The 15,311-nt window shown below is 63.9% G+C and carries 12 protein-coding genes; 4 read left to right on the forward strand and 8 right to left on the reverse strand.

All coding sequences use genetic code 11. The features are described from left to right. Positions 1–6: 6 nt before the first annotated feature. The 7 genes from AC1C2N_RS10625 to sufB form a co-directional block, all read right to left on the reverse strand. The gene (locus AC1C2N_RS10625; RefSeq protein ID WP_483404096.1) at positions 7–1,605 is read right to left on the reverse strand and encodes an ABC-F family ATP-binding cassette domain-containing protein; all 1,599 of its coding nucleotides are present in this window, start codon (positions 1,603–1,605) and stop codon (positions 7–9) included. Positions 1,606–1,752: 147 nt separating this feature from the next. Beyond that, positions 1,753–2,928, reverse strand: coding sequence for a MalY/PatB family protein (locus AC1C2N_RS10630; protein WP_495433950.1), 1,176 nt, complete (start codon positions 2,926–2,928; stop codon positions 1,753–1,755). 85 nt (positions 2,929–3,013) lie between these two features. Next, positions 3,014–3,343, reverse strand: coding sequence for a metal-sulfur cluster assembly factor (locus AC1C2N_RS10635; protein ID WP_108390965.1), 330 nt, complete (start codon positions 3,341–3,343; stop codon positions 3,014–3,016). A gap of 9 nt (positions 3,344–3,352) precedes the next feature. Further along, positions 3,353–4,117 carry a Fe-S cluster assembly ATPase SufC gene (gene sufC / locus AC1C2N_RS10640; protein WP_495433951.1) on the reverse strand — a complete coding sequence of 255 codons (765 nt, stop codon included), beginning with the start codon at positions 4,115–4,117 and terminating at the stop codon, positions 3,353–3,355. Between the two features lie 2 nt (positions 4,118–4,119). Then, positions 4,120–4,446, reverse strand: a complete 327-nt coding sequence (locus tag AC1C2N_RS10645; RefSeq protein ID WP_483404100.1) for a non-heme iron oxygenase ferredoxin subunit — start codon at positions 4,444–4,446, stop codon at positions 4,120–4,122. A 2-nt stretch (positions 4,447–4,448) separates the two neighbouring features. Next, complete coding sequence (sufD, locus tag AC1C2N_RS10650) at positions 4,449–5,666, reverse strand: Fe-S cluster assembly protein SufD (RefSeq protein ID WP_483404101.1); 1,218 nt, start codon at positions 5,664–5,666, stop codon at positions 4,449–4,451. Further along, positions 5,667–7,085: a Fe-S cluster assembly protein SufB gene (gene sufB, locus AC1C2N_RS10655; protein WP_483404102.1), complete on the reverse strand. Its 1,419-nt coding sequence runs from the start codon at positions 7,083–7,085 to the stop codon at positions 5,667–5,669. Positions 7,086–7,439: 354 nt separating this feature from the next. On the opposite strand from sufB, the gene AC1C2N_RS10660 reads away from it, so the two are divergent. Then, complete coding sequence (locus AC1C2N_RS10660; RefSeq protein ID WP_495433952.1) at positions 7,440–8,399, forward strand: COX15/CtaA family protein; 960 nt, start codon at positions 7,440–7,442, stop codon at positions 8,397–8,399. A gap of 866 nt (positions 8,400–9,265) precedes the next feature. Here AC1C2N_RS10660 and AC1C2N_RS10665 read toward each other — a convergent pair. Next, a complete protein-coding gene (locus AC1C2N_RS10665; protein ID WP_483404105.1) occupies positions 9,266–10,186 on the reverse strand; it encodes a heme o synthase in 921 nt (306 codons plus the stop codon). Between the two features lie 252 nt (positions 10,187–10,438). Between AC1C2N_RS10665 and tkt the strand changes: the two genes are divergently transcribed. The 3 genes from tkt to AC1C2N_RS10680 are packed head-to-tail and all read left to right on the forward strand — an operon-like array spanning position 10,439 to position 15,273. Further along, on the forward strand, positions 10,439–12,529 hold the full coding sequence (gene tkt / locus AC1C2N_RS10670) for a transketolase (RefSeq protein ID WP_495433953.1): 2,091 nt from the start codon (positions 10,439–10,441) through the stop codon (positions 12,527–12,529). 24 nt (positions 12,530–12,553) lie between these two features. Beyond that, on the forward strand, positions 12,554–13,666 hold the full coding sequence (gene tal, locus AC1C2N_RS10675; RefSeq protein WP_483404107.1) for a transaldolase: 1,113 nt from the start codon (positions 12,554–12,556) through the stop codon (positions 13,664–13,666). Continuing rightward, complete coding sequence (locus AC1C2N_RS10680) at positions 13,663–15,273, forward strand: phosphoglucose isomerase-related protein (RefSeq protein WP_495433954.1); 1,611 nt, start codon at positions 13,663–13,665, stop codon at positions 15,271–15,273. The genes tal and AC1C2N_RS10680 overlap by 4 nt, the downstream gene beginning before the upstream one ends. Positions 15,274–15,311: the final 38 nt, after the last annotated feature.

A 15,311-nucleotide genomic window follows, 5' to 3' on the forward strand; every position in this document is an offset into this window, starting at 1 on the left:
CTTGCTCTACGCGAGCTCGATGAGCTCGAGGTAGTCCTTGTTCCAGTGGTCTTCGACACCATCGGGCAGGATGAGCACGCGCTCGGGGTTGAGGGCCTGGACGGCTCCCTCATCGTGGCTGACCAGAACGACGGCACCGGTGAAGTGCGCGAGTGCGTCGAGAATCTCGGCGCGGCTCGCCGGGTCCAGGTTGTTGGTCGGTTCGTCGAGGAGCAGCACGTTGGCACCCGAAACGACGATCATGGCAAGTGCCAGTCGAGTCTTCTCGCCACCGGAGAGCACCCCGGCCGGCTTGTGCGAGTCATCACCGGTGAACAGGAACGAACCGAGGACCTTGCGGGCCTCGGTCTCGGTGATGTTCGGAGAGCTCGACACCATGTTCTCGAGAACGCTCCGCTTCACATCGAGCGTCTCGTGCTCCTGGGCGAAGTAACCGATCCGCAGTCCGTGGCCAGGCTCCACCTGTCCGGTGTCCGGCTTGTCGACGCCAGCGAGGATACGCAGGAGCGTCGTCTTTCCGGCACCGTTGAGACCGAGCACGACGACCTTGGAGCCGCGGTCGATGGCGAGGTCGACGGCCGTGAAGATTTCGAGCGACCCGTAGCTCCGCGACAGGTTCTTCGCCATGAGCGGAGTCCGGCCACACGGGGCGGGGTCGGGGAAGCGCAGCTTCGCGACGCGCTCGACCGACCGGACTTCCTCGAGTCCCGACAGCATCTTCTCAGCGCGCGCGACCATCTGGTGGGCGGCAGCAGCCTTGGACGCCTTCGCCCCGAACCGGGCAGCCTGAAGCTGCAACGTCGATGCCTTCTTCTCGACGTTGACGCGCTCCTTCTTGCGGCGCTCCTCGTCGGACGCACGCTGGCGCTGGTAGTTCTTCCAGTTCATGTTGTAGACGTCGATAACCTGACGGTTGCCGTCGAGGTAGAACACCTTGTTGACGGTCTCGCCGACGAGCTCGACATCGTGAGTGATGACGATGAAGCCGCCGGAATAGGTCTTAAGGAACTCGCGGAGCCAGACGACCGAGTCGGCGTCGAGGTGGTTGGTCGGCTCGTCGAGGATCATCGTCTTCGCGTCGGAGAACAGGATGCGTGCCAGCTCGATGCGTCGGCGCTGTCCACCCGACAGTGTGCGTAGCGGCTGGTCGAGGATCCGATCGGGAAGGTTGAGGTTGCTCGCGATCGACGCCGCTTCAGCCTCAGCGGAATAACCGCCGAGCATCTGGAACCGTTCCTCGAGGTTGCCGTATTTCTTCATGGCTGCAGCGCTCACCGCGGCATCGGTCGACGCCATGCCGACTGTTGCTTCCTGCATTTCGAGGACGATGCTTCCGAGGCCTCGGGCGTTGAGGATCCGGGTACGAGCCAGTTCGTCGGGGTCGCCGCTCCGCGGGTCCTGTGGGAGGTAGCCGAGTTCGCCCGATCGTTCGACTTTTCCCTTTGAGGGGAGCAGTTCGCCGGCGAGCACCTTGGTCAGTGTGGTCTTCCCAGCACCGTTTCGGCCAACGAGGCCGATCTTGTCTCCGGCCGCTACTCGAAAGTTGACGTCCTCCATGAGGACTCGTGCCCCGACGCGTATTTCGAGGTCGTGCACAGTGAGCAAAGCAAAGTCCGTTTCAAGCTGGCGCGCCAAAGAAGCGCGAAAAGTGGGGGTCAGCCCTCAAGTCTACGGTGTCGAGCCTGTGTAACTCACCAGAGCCCCAGCAGCGAAGAACTAACGGCCGCTTCGCTCTCGGCGGAGCCCAGCTCCTCAGGGGCGCGCGATCCTCGCGATCCTGACAATGGCATCCGTCAGTACCTCAGGCGAGCAGGCGAGATTCATTCGGGCGTGACCCCGACCGGCGTCGCCGAAGTCGACGCCGGAGCTGAGCGCCACCCTGGCCTGGGTCAGAATCCTCTCCGCGGGGTCGTCACCCCAGCCGAGGCTGCGGAAGTCGAGCCAGGCGAGGTAACTGGCTCGCGGTCTGCTCCAGGTGACCTCGGGAAGGTGCTCGCCGAGCAGCGTGTCGAGCAGGTCGAAGTTTGCCGAGAGGGATTCGAGTACACCGTCAAGCCACGGCTCCCCGTCGGTATACGCGGCAACGCTCGCGAGCACGCCGAACTGGCCGGTTCGCCAGGAGACCTCGATCGGAAGCGCCTGGAGCACGGCGGCGGTCGCGGTGGCGTGCGCGACGACGATGGCGCACTTGAGTCCCGCGAGATTCCACGCCTTGCTGGCGGAATGGACGGCAAACCCGGTTGCGCGCGCCTCGGGCGACACGCTGAGGTACGGCGTGAATGTGGCGGTCGGCTGGGTCAGGGGTGCGTGGATCTCGTCGCTGACCACGGTCACCGAGTATCGGGCCGCGAGCCGGGCAACCGCCTCCAGGTCCGCTCGCTCGTGCACGAGCCCGAGCGGGTTGTGCGGGTTGCAGAGTAAGAAGGCGCGAACTCCGTCTGCGAACGCAGCCTCGATGGCGTCGAGATCGAGTCGGTGCGCTGATCCGTGGGCAGCGCTGTGTGACTTCTCGATCGCGGAGAGCGGCACGCGTACGACGGATGCTCCCGCTTCAGTGACGAGGTCGTAGAACGGTGCGTAGACCGGGTCGTTGACCAGCACCCGGTCGCCGGGCTGGCAGACAGCGCGGAGCACCTCGACGATACCCATCGAGACGTCCGCTGTCGACAGCAGCGCAGCATCCTCGATGTCCCACGACCAGCGGCGCCGTGCAAAATGCCGGAACGGGTCGAAGACGGGATTGGATGACGACACATAGCCCGTGTCTCCGCGATCGATGGCGCTGTGCAACGCGCGTTTGATCGGGGCGGCGAGCGGGTAGTCCATCTCCGCAACGAACATCGGGAGAACGTCGCTGGGATACTCCGTCCACTTCTCGCTCGTCCGGGTCCGCAGGACGTCCAGTGGGTCTGCCTGAACTCGTTCCATGCCCCGACACTACGACAGTCCCGCTCCCCCACGCACAAATGCCCCCTTCCGAAGAAGAGGGCATCAGTGAGTGCGGTGCGAAGGGTCAGATGCTGAATCCGAGCGCACGCATCATGTCGCGACCGTCATCGGTTATCTTGTCGGGCCCCCACGGCGGCATCCAGACCCAGTTGATCCGGAACGCCTCGACGACGCCGTCAAGCGCCTGGGCAGTCTGCTCCTCGAGCACGTCGGTCAGCGGGCAACCGGCACTCGTGAGCGTCATGTGGATGACGAGCGCATCGTTCTCATCGTCCCAGCCGAGGTCGTAGATGAGCCCGAGGTCGACGACATTGATCCCGAGTTCCGGGTCCATGACGTCTTTGAGCGCCTCTTCGACCTGGTCGAATTTCTGTGGACTGAGCGTTGTTACCATGACCTGACTCTAAACCGAGGCCCCGTCAATGAGGAAGCGGTCGTAACCTTCGTTCTCGAGGCGGTCTGCAAGCTCGGGCCCACCCTGCTCTGCGATGCGTCCGTTTACGAAGACGTGCACGAAGTCGGGGCGGATGTAACGGAGGATGCGGGTGTAGTGGGTGATGAGCAGCACACCGAGGTTGGTGTTCTCCTTCGCACGGTTGACACCCTCTGACACGATCTTGAGTGCGTCGACGTCGAGACCTGAGTCGGTCTCGTCGAGAACCGCGAATGTCGGCTTGAGCAGTTCGAGCTGGAGGATCTCGTGGCGCTTCTTCTCTCCGCCTGAGAAGCCCTCGTTGACGTTGCGCTCGGCGAAGGTCGCGTCCATGCGGAGGTCCTTCATGGAGCTCCTGACGTCCTTGATCCAGGAACGGATGGGCGGGGCTTCTCCGTCGATCGCGGTCTTCGCGGTGCGCAGGAAGTTCGTGACGGTGACGCCGGGGATCTCGACCGGGTACTGCATCGCCAGGAAGAGGCCAGCGCGTGCGCGCTCGTCAACGCTCATGGCGAGGACGTCATGGCCGTCGAGCGTGATCGAGCCTGAATCGACCGTGTACTTCGGGTGACCGGCGATCGTGTACGCGAGTGTCGACTTGCCCGAGCCGTTTGGCCCCATGATGGCGTGGGTCTCACCCTTGTTGATGGTGAGGTCGACGCCACGCAGGATCGGCTTGGTGCCCTGGTCGGTCTCGACGCTGACGTGCAGGTCGCGGATTTCAAGTACAGCCATTGCTAAATCTCTTTCGTTACGGTCGGGTCAATAAAAATGTTGCCGTCGGCAAGCTCGACGGAGAAAACCGGGACTGGCTCGTACGCGGGCAGCGTCAGTGGCTTGCCCGTGAGCAGGGAGAACTGGGAGCCGTGCGCCCAGCACTCGAGGGTTTCACCCTCGACGAATCCTTCGCTCAGCGAGATGTCCCCGTGTGTGCACGTGTCTCCGATGGCGTGGACGTCACCGGCCGAATCGAGAACGAGCGCGATCGGGGTGCCGTCAACGACGACCCGCTTCGCCTCATTCAACGTCAGATCGGCAAGGGCACATACCTGGGTTCGCGCCACGTTCAGCTGCCCTCTGTCGACAACCGGGTGCGGGTGAGCTCCTGCTCGATGGCATCCTGAAGCTGGTCCTGCAGGTCGGCGTCGCCGATCTGCTGAACGATGTCGGTGAGGAAGCCGCGAACGACGAGTCGCCTCGCCTCTTCTTCGCGGATGCCGCGGGCCTGCAGGTAGAAGAGCTGCTCGTCATCGAAACGGCCGGTGGCGCTTGCGTGCCCGGCACCGGCGATGTCGCCGGTCTCGATCTCGAGGTTCGGGATGGAGTCAGCGCGCGTGCCGTCGGTGAGGACGAGGTTGCGGTTCTGCTCGTAGCTGTCGGTGCCGGCGGCGCTCTGACGGATCAGCACATCGCCGATCCAGACCGTGCGTGCCCCTGTGCCCTGAAGCGCGCCCTTGTAGTTGACACGGCTGCGGGTCTGCGGCGCGTCGTGGTCAACGTACACCTGCTGCTCGAAGTGCTGGCCGGCGTCGGCGAAATACAGCCCGAGTGCGTCAACGTCGGCACCCGTTGAGACCAGGTGGGTCGACGGGTTGATCCTGACGATGCTGCCACCGAGGGTGACAACGACGTGCTTGATCTTCGCGTCACGCCCGACCGTGGTGAAGTGCGATGCCAGGTGCACTGCGTCGTCGTTCCACTGCTGGACGGTCACAACGGTGAGGTTCGCGGCATCGCCGACGATGATCTCGACGTTCTCGGTCAGTCGGGCGTCTCCGGTGTTCTGCAGGATGATCAGCCCGCGGCTGAGCGGCTTCGCCTCGATGACGATGTGCCCGGCACGCGGCGCGGAACCGAGGTTGTCGCGGGACAGGCGGAGGGTCTTGGCTTCCTCACCGGTCACGGTGATCGCGAGAACCTTCTCGACCTGGGTCCACGCGTTGGCTGATGCCCGGTCCTCCGGCGTTCCTGCCGTTCCGATGCGGGTGTCGGTGCGCTCCACCCAGTCCACAGCGATCCCGGGGACGGCGGTGGTCGTGAGGTCATAGGCGCTTCCGTCGAGCGGGCCATCGATGAGGTCGGCGATGCGGTCAACCGGAGTGAGCTTCCACGCGGCCTCACGACCGGTGACGGCGGGGAAGTCGGTGACGAGCGTGGAGGTGAACCGCTCAGACCGGGTCTGGATCGGGACAACTCCCCATCCGCCGTCGGTGTGCTTCTTGTAACCGAGTGCCCCGGTGTTCTCGAGATTTGTCGACATTGTTTCTGGCGCAGAGATCGTCATTTAGCCGACTGATCCTTCCATGCCCATTTCAATGAGCTTGTTGAGTTCGAGAGCGTATTCCATCGGGAGTTCGCGGGCGATCGGCTCGATGAAGCCGCGGACGATCATCGCCATGGCCTCGTCTTCCGGCATGCCACGGCTCATCAGGTAGAAGAGCTGTTCTTCGCTGACCTTCGAGACTGTCGCCTCGTGGCCGAGCTGGACATCGTCAACACGGATGTCGATGGCCGGGTAGGTGTCGCTTCGTGAGATCGTGTCGACGAGCAGCGCGTCGCAGCGCACCGTGTTAGCCGAGTGGTGCGCGTTGGCGTCAACACGAACCTCACCGCGGTATCCGGCACGTCCTCCGCCACGAGCGATCGACTTTGACACGATCGATGACTGCGTGTACGGGGCCATGTGGATCATCTTTGCGCCGGCATCCTGGTGCTGGCCGGGGCCGGCGAATGCGACGGAGAGGGTCTCGCCCTTGGCGTGCTCCCCCATCAGGTAGATCGACGGGTACTTCATGGTGACCTTGGAGCCGATGTTTCCATCGATCCACTCCATGGTCGCGCCCTCTGCGGCTGTCGCGCGCTTCGTCACGAGGTTGTACACGTTGTTCGACCAGTTCTGGATCGTCGTGTAACGAACGCGTGCGTTCTTCTTCACGATGATCTCGACGACAGCGGAGTGCAGCGAGTCCGACTTGTAGATCGGGGCCGTGCAGCCCTCGATGTAGTGAACGTAGCTGCCCTCGTCGGCGATGATGAGCGTCCGCTCGAACTGGCCCATGTTCTCGGTGTTGATCCGGAAGTACGCCTGGAGCGGGATCTCGACGTGCACGCCCGGCGGCACGTAGACGAACGAGCCACCCGACCACACAGCTGTGTTGAGGGCCGCGAACTTGTTGTCTCCCGAGGGGATGACGGTGCCGAAGTACTCCTCGAAGAACTCGGGGTGCTCCTTGAGCGCGGTGTCCGTGTCCATGAAGATGACACCCTGGCGCTCGAGGTCCTCGTTGATCTGGTGGTAGACAACCTCGGACTCGTACTGAGCGGCGACACCGGAGACCAGCCTCTGGCGCTCGGCTTCAGGGATCCCGAGCTTCTCGTAGGTGTTCTTGATGTCGTCGGGAAGGTCGTCCCAGGTCTGCGCCTGCTTCTCCGTCGAACGGACAAAGTATTTGATGTTGTCGAAGTCGATCTCTGAGAGGTCAGCACCCCACATCGGCATCGGCTTGCGCTCGAAAAGTGCGAGTGCCTTCTGGCGGCGTTCGAGCATCCATGCGGGCTCAGCCTTGAGGGCGGAGATGTCCGCAACAACTTCCGGAGAGATTCCACGGCGAGCTGAAGCGCCCGCAGCGTCGGAGTCAGACCAACCGAATTCGTATTGCCCGAGGCTTTCGAGCTCTGGGCGGTCTATCAGTACATCTGACATGTCAACCTCTTTCCTTACAGCTTGCGTAACAGTCTCTCTGCATCACTCATTCCCACGCACGCCGCACCTGCGGCGATATTCGGTCGCCGTGTTGTCGAGAGTGTGCGGGTTGCTGAAATGCATACCTACAATTGTTCAAGGACCAAGCTGCGCTGCCTCACGTCACGATCGGCTAATTGCCGAGACGTATTACCTGAACCCCATAATTCTACAGGGAGGCGGGGTAAATTGCAGTAAACGTGCTGGCAGTCACAGCAACAACACAAATACCCAGCCAACTATTGGGACTGGTGACGCGAGAGCCTTTCGAGCCGGTCCGTCCCAGAGAAACAGCAAGCAAGAGGAACTTTGACAGTGAACCCGATCTCACAGGCAGCACGTCGATTCTGGGACTGGCTCCCGACGGGGGTCGACCGCCGCGTGCGCGTGATCGCCTGGCTCAACCTCGCGGCGCAGACGGCCCTGGTCGGCACGGGCGGCGCCGTGCGGCTGACCGGTTCAGGCCTCGGCTGCCCGACCTGGCCGCGGTGCACCGCTGAGTCGTTCGTCAGCACTCCGGAGATGGGGATTCACGGCGTCATCGAGTTCGGCAACCGGACCCTGTTCTTCGTGCTCCAGCTGATTGCGCTCACCGCACTCTTCTTCGTTCTCAAGTACCGCCGCCAGCGCCGCGACCTCTTCATCCTCACCGTCATTCCCGCGTGCAGCGTCCTGTTCCAGGCCGTCGTCGGCGGCATCACGGTCCTCAGTGGCCTCAACCCCTACGTCGTCGGGCTGCACTTCGTCCTGAGCGTCGTCCTCGTGGTACTCGCTACGGTCCTCGTCTACCGGGTGTACAACGGAAACGGGGAGCGGACTCTCGCGGTCCCCCGCTGGTTCGCGATCATCACGCACGTCACGACGTTCTTCGTCGCTGTCACGGTGATCATCGGCATCATCACAACGGGCTCAGGCCCGCACGCGGGTGATTCGGGTGCTGCCCGCAACGGGCTCGACTCGGAGTTGCTCCAGCACCTGCACGCGTGGCCCGCCTACGTGACGTTCGGGCTGACGATCGTGCTCCTCGTTGCGGCGGTCTCGCTCGGGCTGGAGAAGGTGCGCCGCAACCTTACGCTGCTGCTCGCCGTCGAGCTCGTCCAGATAGCTGTGGGGTTGGCTCAGGCACGGATGGGGCTGCCCGAGATTCTCGTCGGCATCCACATGGTGCTCGCCTGCGTGCTCGCGGCGGCGATGACGGTGACCGTCCTCAGCCTCAAGTCGTCCGCCCCGGTGCGCGTGGACGCGGAACCGGTGGAGGCCGTGCGCGCGTCCTAGCCCGGGTGGGAGCGACTGCGGGCCCCACCTGCGTCGTGGCCTGCATTCGTTTCGGCCCGGATCACGGTCTCAGCACGCGCTCGCGTTCTCGGCACGGGTCGTGCCCATGCCCTGAAGGTGACACTTGTGGTGGGTGCCGCGGCCGAACACCCGCATCAACTGTCACTCGAATGAGCCGACGCCTCGCACAGTAAACTCAAGTGACACTTGTGGTGTGTACCGCGGCCGAACACCCGCAGGAACTGTCACTCGAATGAGTCGGCGCCCCGCGCCGCGGACTCAGGTGACACTTGTGGTGTGTACCGCCGTCGCACACCCGCATCAACTGTCACTCGAACTGGGCGCGACTCGATGTGAGCTTCCCCTGGGCCGCGCCCCGCGTCTCGACCCACCCGGGTCTGACCGGTGCGGCCGCGGCTCAGACACCAAACCTGCGCTCCCCCGGTGGCATCCGTCGCCTGCCCTGAAGGTGACACTTGTTGTGGGTGCCGCGCCCTGACACCCGCGGCAACTGTCACTGGGATGAGCCAGCGCCTCGCGCAGTGAACTCAAGTGACACTTGTTGTGGGTGCTGCGGTCCCGCGCCCGCAGAAACTGTCACTTGAAATGGGCGCGACTCGATGTGGACTTTCCCTGCGCCGCGGCCCGCGTGTCGACCCACCCGGGTCCGACCGGTGCGGCCGCGGCTCAGACGTCGGACCTGCGCTTCCCCGGTGGCATCCGTTGCCCGCCCTGAAGGTGACACTTGTCGCGTGTGCCGCGGCCGAACACCAGCAGGAACTGTCACTCGATAGCAGACCCCGCATGGAGCGGCAACTGTCACTCGAAATGAGTGGCGCGCCCGACCCGCAGGCAGCAGCGACTGCCTAGAACGGAAGCAGCGGATCGATGCCGACCGCGAGGAACAACAGCGTCAGGTAGCTGATCGAACCGTGGAACACGCGCATCGGTGACACGTGCTCGTGCCGGATGGCCAGGTTGTAGAGGCGGTGCGTCTCGAAGATGAACCAGCCGCCTGAGACTGCGGCGACGACTGTGTAGAGCACGCCCATCGATGCGACGGGGACGAGAAGGAGCGAGCACGCGACGGTTGCCCAGGCGTAGAGAATCACCTGGAGGCCGACCTGTGCGCGGCCGCGGACGACGGCGAGCATCGGCACTCCCGCGGACTTGTAGTCATCGCGGTACTTCATCGAGAGCGGCCAGTAGTGTGGCGGCGTCCAGAGGAAGACGACGGCGAAGAGGATGAACGGTGCCCAGCTGAGGGAGTTGGCAACGGCGGCCCACCCGATCAGCACCGGGAAGCATCCGGCGATCCCGCCCCAGATGATGTTCTGGCTTGTCCAGCGCTTGAGCCACAGTGTGTAGATCACAACGTAGAAGAAGATGGCGCCGACCGAGAGTGCGGCCGTCAGCGGATTCGTTGTGAAGTAGAGCCAGACGGTGGACAGGATGGCGAGCGACCAGGAGAAGACGAGTGCCTCGCGTGGCGAGAGGACGCCGGTGACGAGTGGCCTGTTCTTGGTCCGCTTCATCACCTTGTCGATGTCACGGTCGATGTAGCAGTTGAAAGCTCCGGCGGCTCCGGCACTCATGGCACCGCCGATCACCGTTGCGAGAACGAGCCACAGGTTCGGGATGCCGCCCTCAGCGAGGATCATCACAGGCACCGTCGTGACGAGCAGGAGCTCCATCACCCGCGGCTTGGTGAGGGAGATGTAGCCCCGCACCTTGTCAGCGCGCGTCACGCTGTGCTGCGCGACGCGGTCTTCTACTGCAATGTTCATTGCTCCTCTAACCGGTGGATTACCACCCAATTCTAGGTCATTGCTCACCGGGCGTAAGGAACCGGCCGGTGGCCGGGCGCACTACCTATAATGAAGGTGCTCGCCAAACCGTTCGCTGGCTCAGAAAACCCCGATCGTTACACCTCGGGTGAAATCTGTCCATCGGCGCCAATGAAGCCAAAAGGCGTGGGAACACGCTTCATCGGTGGGTCAGAGATGGCCCCTGATTCGAAACGAGAAGGGTCCAATATAGTGGCAGCTTTGCAGTGGAACTCCATTGACGATAAGGCGGTTGACACCGCCAGACTGCTCGCAGCAGATGCGGTGGAGAAGGTTGGAAACGGGCATCCGGGAACGGCGATGAGCCTCGCGCCGGCCGCATACCTCCTGTTCCAGAAAGTCATGCGCCGCGATCCCAAGGACCAGCACTGGCTCGGCCGCGACCGTTTTGTGCTCTCGGTCGGTCACAGCTCACTGACCCAGTACGTCCAGCTGTACCTGGGCGGATACGGCCTCGAACTCGAGGACCTCAAGGCGCTGCGCACGTGGGGTTCACTCACGCCGGGCCACCCCGAGTACGGACACACAGACGGTGTCGAGATCACGACAGGGCCACTCGGACAGGGCCTCGCATCAGCCGTCGGCTTTGCATACGCCGCCCGCTATGAGCGTGGATTGTTCGACCCGGACACCGAAGCGGGCAAGAGCCCGTTCGACCACTTCGTTTATGTCATCGCCGGTGATGGCGACCTGCAGGAAGGTGTCACGAGCGAGGCCTCATCCCTCGCCGGCCACCAGGAGCTCGGCAACCTCATCGCGATCTACGACAGCAACCAGATCTCCATAGAGGACGACACGAACATCGCCTTCACCGAGGACGTTGCCGCGCGATACGAGGCGTACCACTGGCACGTGCAGACCGTTGACTGGAAGAAGACCGGCGAGTACGTCGAGGACATTCAGGCTCTCAACGACGCGATCGAGGCCGCAAAGGCCGAGACCGACAAGCCGTCGCTCATCATCCTCAAGACGATCATCGGCTGGCCAAGCCCGAAGAAGCAGAACACGGGAAAGATCCACGGATCGGCACTCGGCGCCGACGAGCTCGCGGCTGTCAAGGAAGTACTCGGCTTCGACCCTGCTGAGAGCTTCGTCGTCGCAGACGAGGTCATCGAGCACACCCGTAAGGCGATCGACCGCGGAGCGGAGCAGCGCGCCGAGTGGCAGGCGGGCTTTGACGCGTGGAAGGCCGCCAACCCGGACAAGAGCGCTCTGCTCGACCGGCTTCTCACCGGCGATCTCCCCGAGGGTGTCGAATCGGCGCTTCCGGTCTTCGAGCCAGGAAAGGATGTCTCCACCCGCGCGGCATCCGGCAAGGTTCTCAACGCGCTTGGTCCTGTTGTCCCCGAACTCTGGGGTGGCTCCGCCGACCTTGCTGAGTCCAACAACACCACGATCGAGAGTGCGGAATCGTTCGTTCCGAGCGAGCACTCCACCCACGAGTGGACCGGCAATAAGTACGGGCGGGTCCTGCACTTCGGAATCCGCGAACACGCGATGGCTGCGATCCTCAACGGCATCGTTCTTCACGGTCCGACTCGTGCCTACGGCGGAACCTTCCTGATCTTCAGCGACTACATGCGCCCGGCGGTTCGGCTTGCCGCGCTCATGAATGTGCCGTCGATCTTCGTGTGGACCCACGACTCCGTCGCGCTCGGCGAAGACGGGCCGACGCACCAGCCGATCGAGCAGCTCGCAACACTCCGCGCGATTCCGAACCTGGCGGTCGTTCGCCCCGGTGACGCCAACGAGGTCAGCTACGCATGGCTCGAAATCCTCAAGCGCCGTGGCGGTCCGGCCGGCATCGCCCTCACACGCCAGAACATCCCGGTGTTCGAGCGTGGCGATGGCGAGGCAAGCGGAGACACCTTCGCATCGGCCGCGAATGTCGCCAAGGGCGCATACGTTCTCGCCGAAGCACCCAACGGAACACCGGATGTCATCCTGATCGCGACGGGCTCGGAAGTTCAGCTCGCCGTCGACGCCCGCGAGGCGCTCAAGGCTGACGGAGTCAACGCCCGCGTTGTCTCCGTGCCGTGCCTCGAGTGGTTCGAAGAGCAGGACGAGGCGTATCGCGAGTCGGTTCTCCCGAAGGCTGTCACCGCTCGTGTCTCCGTCGAAGCCGGGCTCGCCCTCACCTGGGCCGGCATCGTCGGCGACAGGGGTCGTTCGGTCTCGATCGAGCACTTCGGTGCATCGGCCGACTACAAGACACTTTTCAACAAGTTCGGCATAACCACGGATGCCGTCGTTGTTGCCGCTAAAGAGACACTCGGCAAGTAACCGCCGGCTCAGAAGGAGAACAACATGACGAACTCAACACCAACAGCTCAGCTTTCCGAGGCCGGCGTAAGCATCTGGCTCGACGACCTCTCCCGTGGACGCATCGAAACCGGCAACCTGCAGGAACTCATCGACACCAAGAACGTCGTCGGAGTAACCACGAACCCGACAATCTTCGCCGGTGCGCTCAGCAACGGTGAGGTGTATGCAGCGCAGGTCAAGGAACTCGCCGCACAGGGCAAGGACGTGACGGCGGCTGTCTTCGAGATCACCACCGACGATGTCGCGCGCGCCGCTGACATCTTCCGGCCCGTCTACGACGCGACGCAGGGCTTCGACGGCCGGGTGTCGATCGAGGTCGAGCCCGGCCTCGCCCACGATGCACAGGGCACCATCGAGGAGGCGAAAGCACTCTGGGCCAAGGTGGACAGGCCGAACGCGATGATCAAGATCCCCGCGACCGTCGAGGGACTCGAGGCGATCACCGAGACGATCGCGGCCGGGATCAGCGTCAACGTGACACTGATCTTCAGCCTCGACCGCTACCGTGCTGTCATCAACGCCTACCTCACCGGCCTCGAGAAGGCCAAGGCAGCGGGAATCGACCTGTCGACGATCCACTCGGTGGCATCCTTCTTCGTGTCGCGCGTCGACACCGAAATCGACAAGCGCCTCAGCGCCATCGGAACCGATGAGGCCCTCGCGCTCAAGAGCAAGGCCGGAGTCGCAAACGCACAGCTCGCGTACGAAGTCTTCGTTCAGTCGTTCGCGACCGAACGCGCGGAGATGCTCCTGGATGCCGGTGCGAACATGCAGCGTCCGCTCTGGGCGTCGACCGGTGTGAAGGACCCGAGCCTGCCGGACACCCTGTACGTCACGCAGCTCGTCGCGCCCCAGGTAGTCAACACGATGCCGGAGAAGACGCTCGAGGCCACGTTCGACCACGGTGTCATCGAGGGCGACAGCATCACGGGTTCCTACGCCGCTGCAAACGAGGTGCTCGACGCCATCGCGGCTCAGGGCATCTCCTACGACGACGTGACGCTCCTCCTAGAGAAGGAGGGCGTTGAGAAGTTCATCGTGTCCTGGAACGAACTCCTCGACACGGTCACTGCAGCGCTCGAGGCCGCAAAATGAGCTTCAAGATCGCGGTGAGCGGCGCGGCGGCTGACGCCGTCGCCGCTGTCGTCCCGACGCTGGTCTCCGATCTGGTCGCGTCAAGCATCACCGCCCAGGACCCTGCGCTGTGGGGACCAGACGCAGAGGAAGAGTCGTCGAAACGGCTCGGCTGGACCGAGGCGACCAGCGTGTCACGACCGCTGGTTGCCGAGATCGAGGCGCTGCGCGATGAACTTAACGCTCAGGGCGTCGACCACATTGTGCTCGCGGGCATGGGCGGTTCCTCGCTCGCGCCAGAAGTGATCACGCAGACACTCGGTGGCGACCTGACCGTGCTCGACTCGACGGCGCCGGGGCAGGTGCTCGCGGCACTGAACGACCGCCTCGCCAGCACCGCTATCGTAGTGTCGTCCAAGTCAGGATCGACGGTCGAAACCGACAGCCAGCGCCGCGCCTACGAGGCAGCGTTCACCGAGGCTGGCATCGACCCCCGTGGCCGCATCATCGTCGTGACCGACCCGGGCTCCCCGCTCGACGCGTCGGCGCGCGAAGCCGGTTACCGGGTGTTCAACGCCGACCCCAACGTCGGCGGCCGGTATTCCGCGCTCACCGCGTTCGGACTTGTTCCGTCAGGACTCGCCGGTGTCAACGTCGGAGAGCTGCTCGACGAAGCCGACGCCATCGCCGTTGAACTCGCAGTGGACGACGCGCGCAATCCCGGGCTCATCCTCGCGGCTGCAATGGCGGGGACCTCGCCGTTGAAAGACAAGCTCGCCATCGTCTCCGACGGAACCCACATCGTCGGCCTCCCAGACTGGGCTGAACAGCTCATCGCTGAGTCGACGGGAAAGCAGGGCACCGGCATCCTTCCTGTTGTGGTCGACACTCTCGCGCCCGAGGTCACAGATACCCCGGCCGATGTTCAGGTCGTTCGACTCGTTGATGACGCGGATGCCCCGCACCTGTTTGCCAAGGACCGTCACGAGGGTGAAATCCTCGTGAGCGGCACGCTCGGCGCTCAGATTCTCGTGTGGGAGTTCGCCACAGCGGTCGCCGGCCGAATCCTTGGGATCAATCCGTTCGACCAGCCCGACGTCGAGTCGGCGAAGATCGCCACACGGGGTCTTCTCGATGCCCGTCCCGAGCAGGCACCCCCGCTGTTCGTGGAGAACGGCATCGAGGTGCGCGGTGACGCAAACCTGCTCGCCGGTGTCTCGACCGTGCGCGGCGCACTCGATGCGCTGCTTGCGACACTCGGCGCCAATGGCTACCTCGCGGTCCAGGCCTACGTCGACAGGCTCGCACTCCCCCAGCTTGCCGGCGTGCGTCAGCTGCTCGCGGCGCGCGCGGGCCGACCGGTCACCTTCGGCTGGGGACCTCGGTTCCTGCACTCGACGGGCCAGTTCCACAAGGGCGGCCCGGCTGTCGGTGTGTTCCTCCAGATCACGGAGAATGCGCCTGTCGACCTCGCCATCCCCGACCGTCCATTCACCTTCGGCCAGCTCATTCAGGCCCAGGCCCAGGGTGACGCGACGGTTCTGGCCGATCACGGACGCCCTGTGCTCGTGCTCAACTTCACCGACCCGGAATCGAACATCGTCTCGCTGTTCGAAGCTGTCAACTAGGTTCCCCCGAACCGGATTTACCGGCCAGTACGGCCGCA

The organism is Mycetocola sp. Y791 (assembly GCF_059445325.1).

What these genes read in the sequence shown, in the direction of transcription:
- sufB (WP_483404102.1), bottom strand. Translation starts at nt 7,085, where the DNA reads ATGTCAGATGTACTGATAGACCGCCCAGAGCTCGAAAGCCTCGGGCAA.
- AC1C2N_RS10630 (WP_495433950.1), bottom strand. Translation starts at nt 2,928, where the DNA reads ATGGAACGAGTTCAGGCAGACCCACTGGACGTCCTGCGGACCCGGACG.
- AC1C2N_RS10680 (WP_495433954.1), top strand. Translation starts at nt 13,663, where the DNA reads ATGAGCTTCAAGATCGCGGTGAGCGGCGCGGCGGCTGACGCCGTCGCC.
- sufD (WP_483404101.1), bottom strand. Translation starts at nt 5,666, where the DNA reads ATGACGATCTCTGCGCCAGAAACAATGTCGACAAATCTCGAGAACACC.
- AC1C2N_RS10635 (WP_108390965.1), bottom strand. Translation starts at nt 3,343, where the DNA reads ATGGTAACAACGCTCAGTCCACAGAAATTCGACCAGGTCGAAGAGGCG.
- sufC (WP_495433951.1), bottom strand. Translation starts at nt 4,117, where the DNA reads ATGGCTGTACTTGAAATCCGCGACCTGCACGTCAGCGTCGAGACCGAC.
- tal (WP_483404107.1), top strand. Translation starts at nt 12,554, where the DNA reads ATGACGAACTCAACACCAACAGCTCAGCTTTCCGAGGCCGGCGTAAGC.
- AC1C2N_RS10665 (WP_483404105.1), bottom strand. Translation starts at nt 10,186, where the DNA reads ATGAACATTGCAGTAGAAGACCGCGTCGCGCAGCACAGCGTGACGCGC.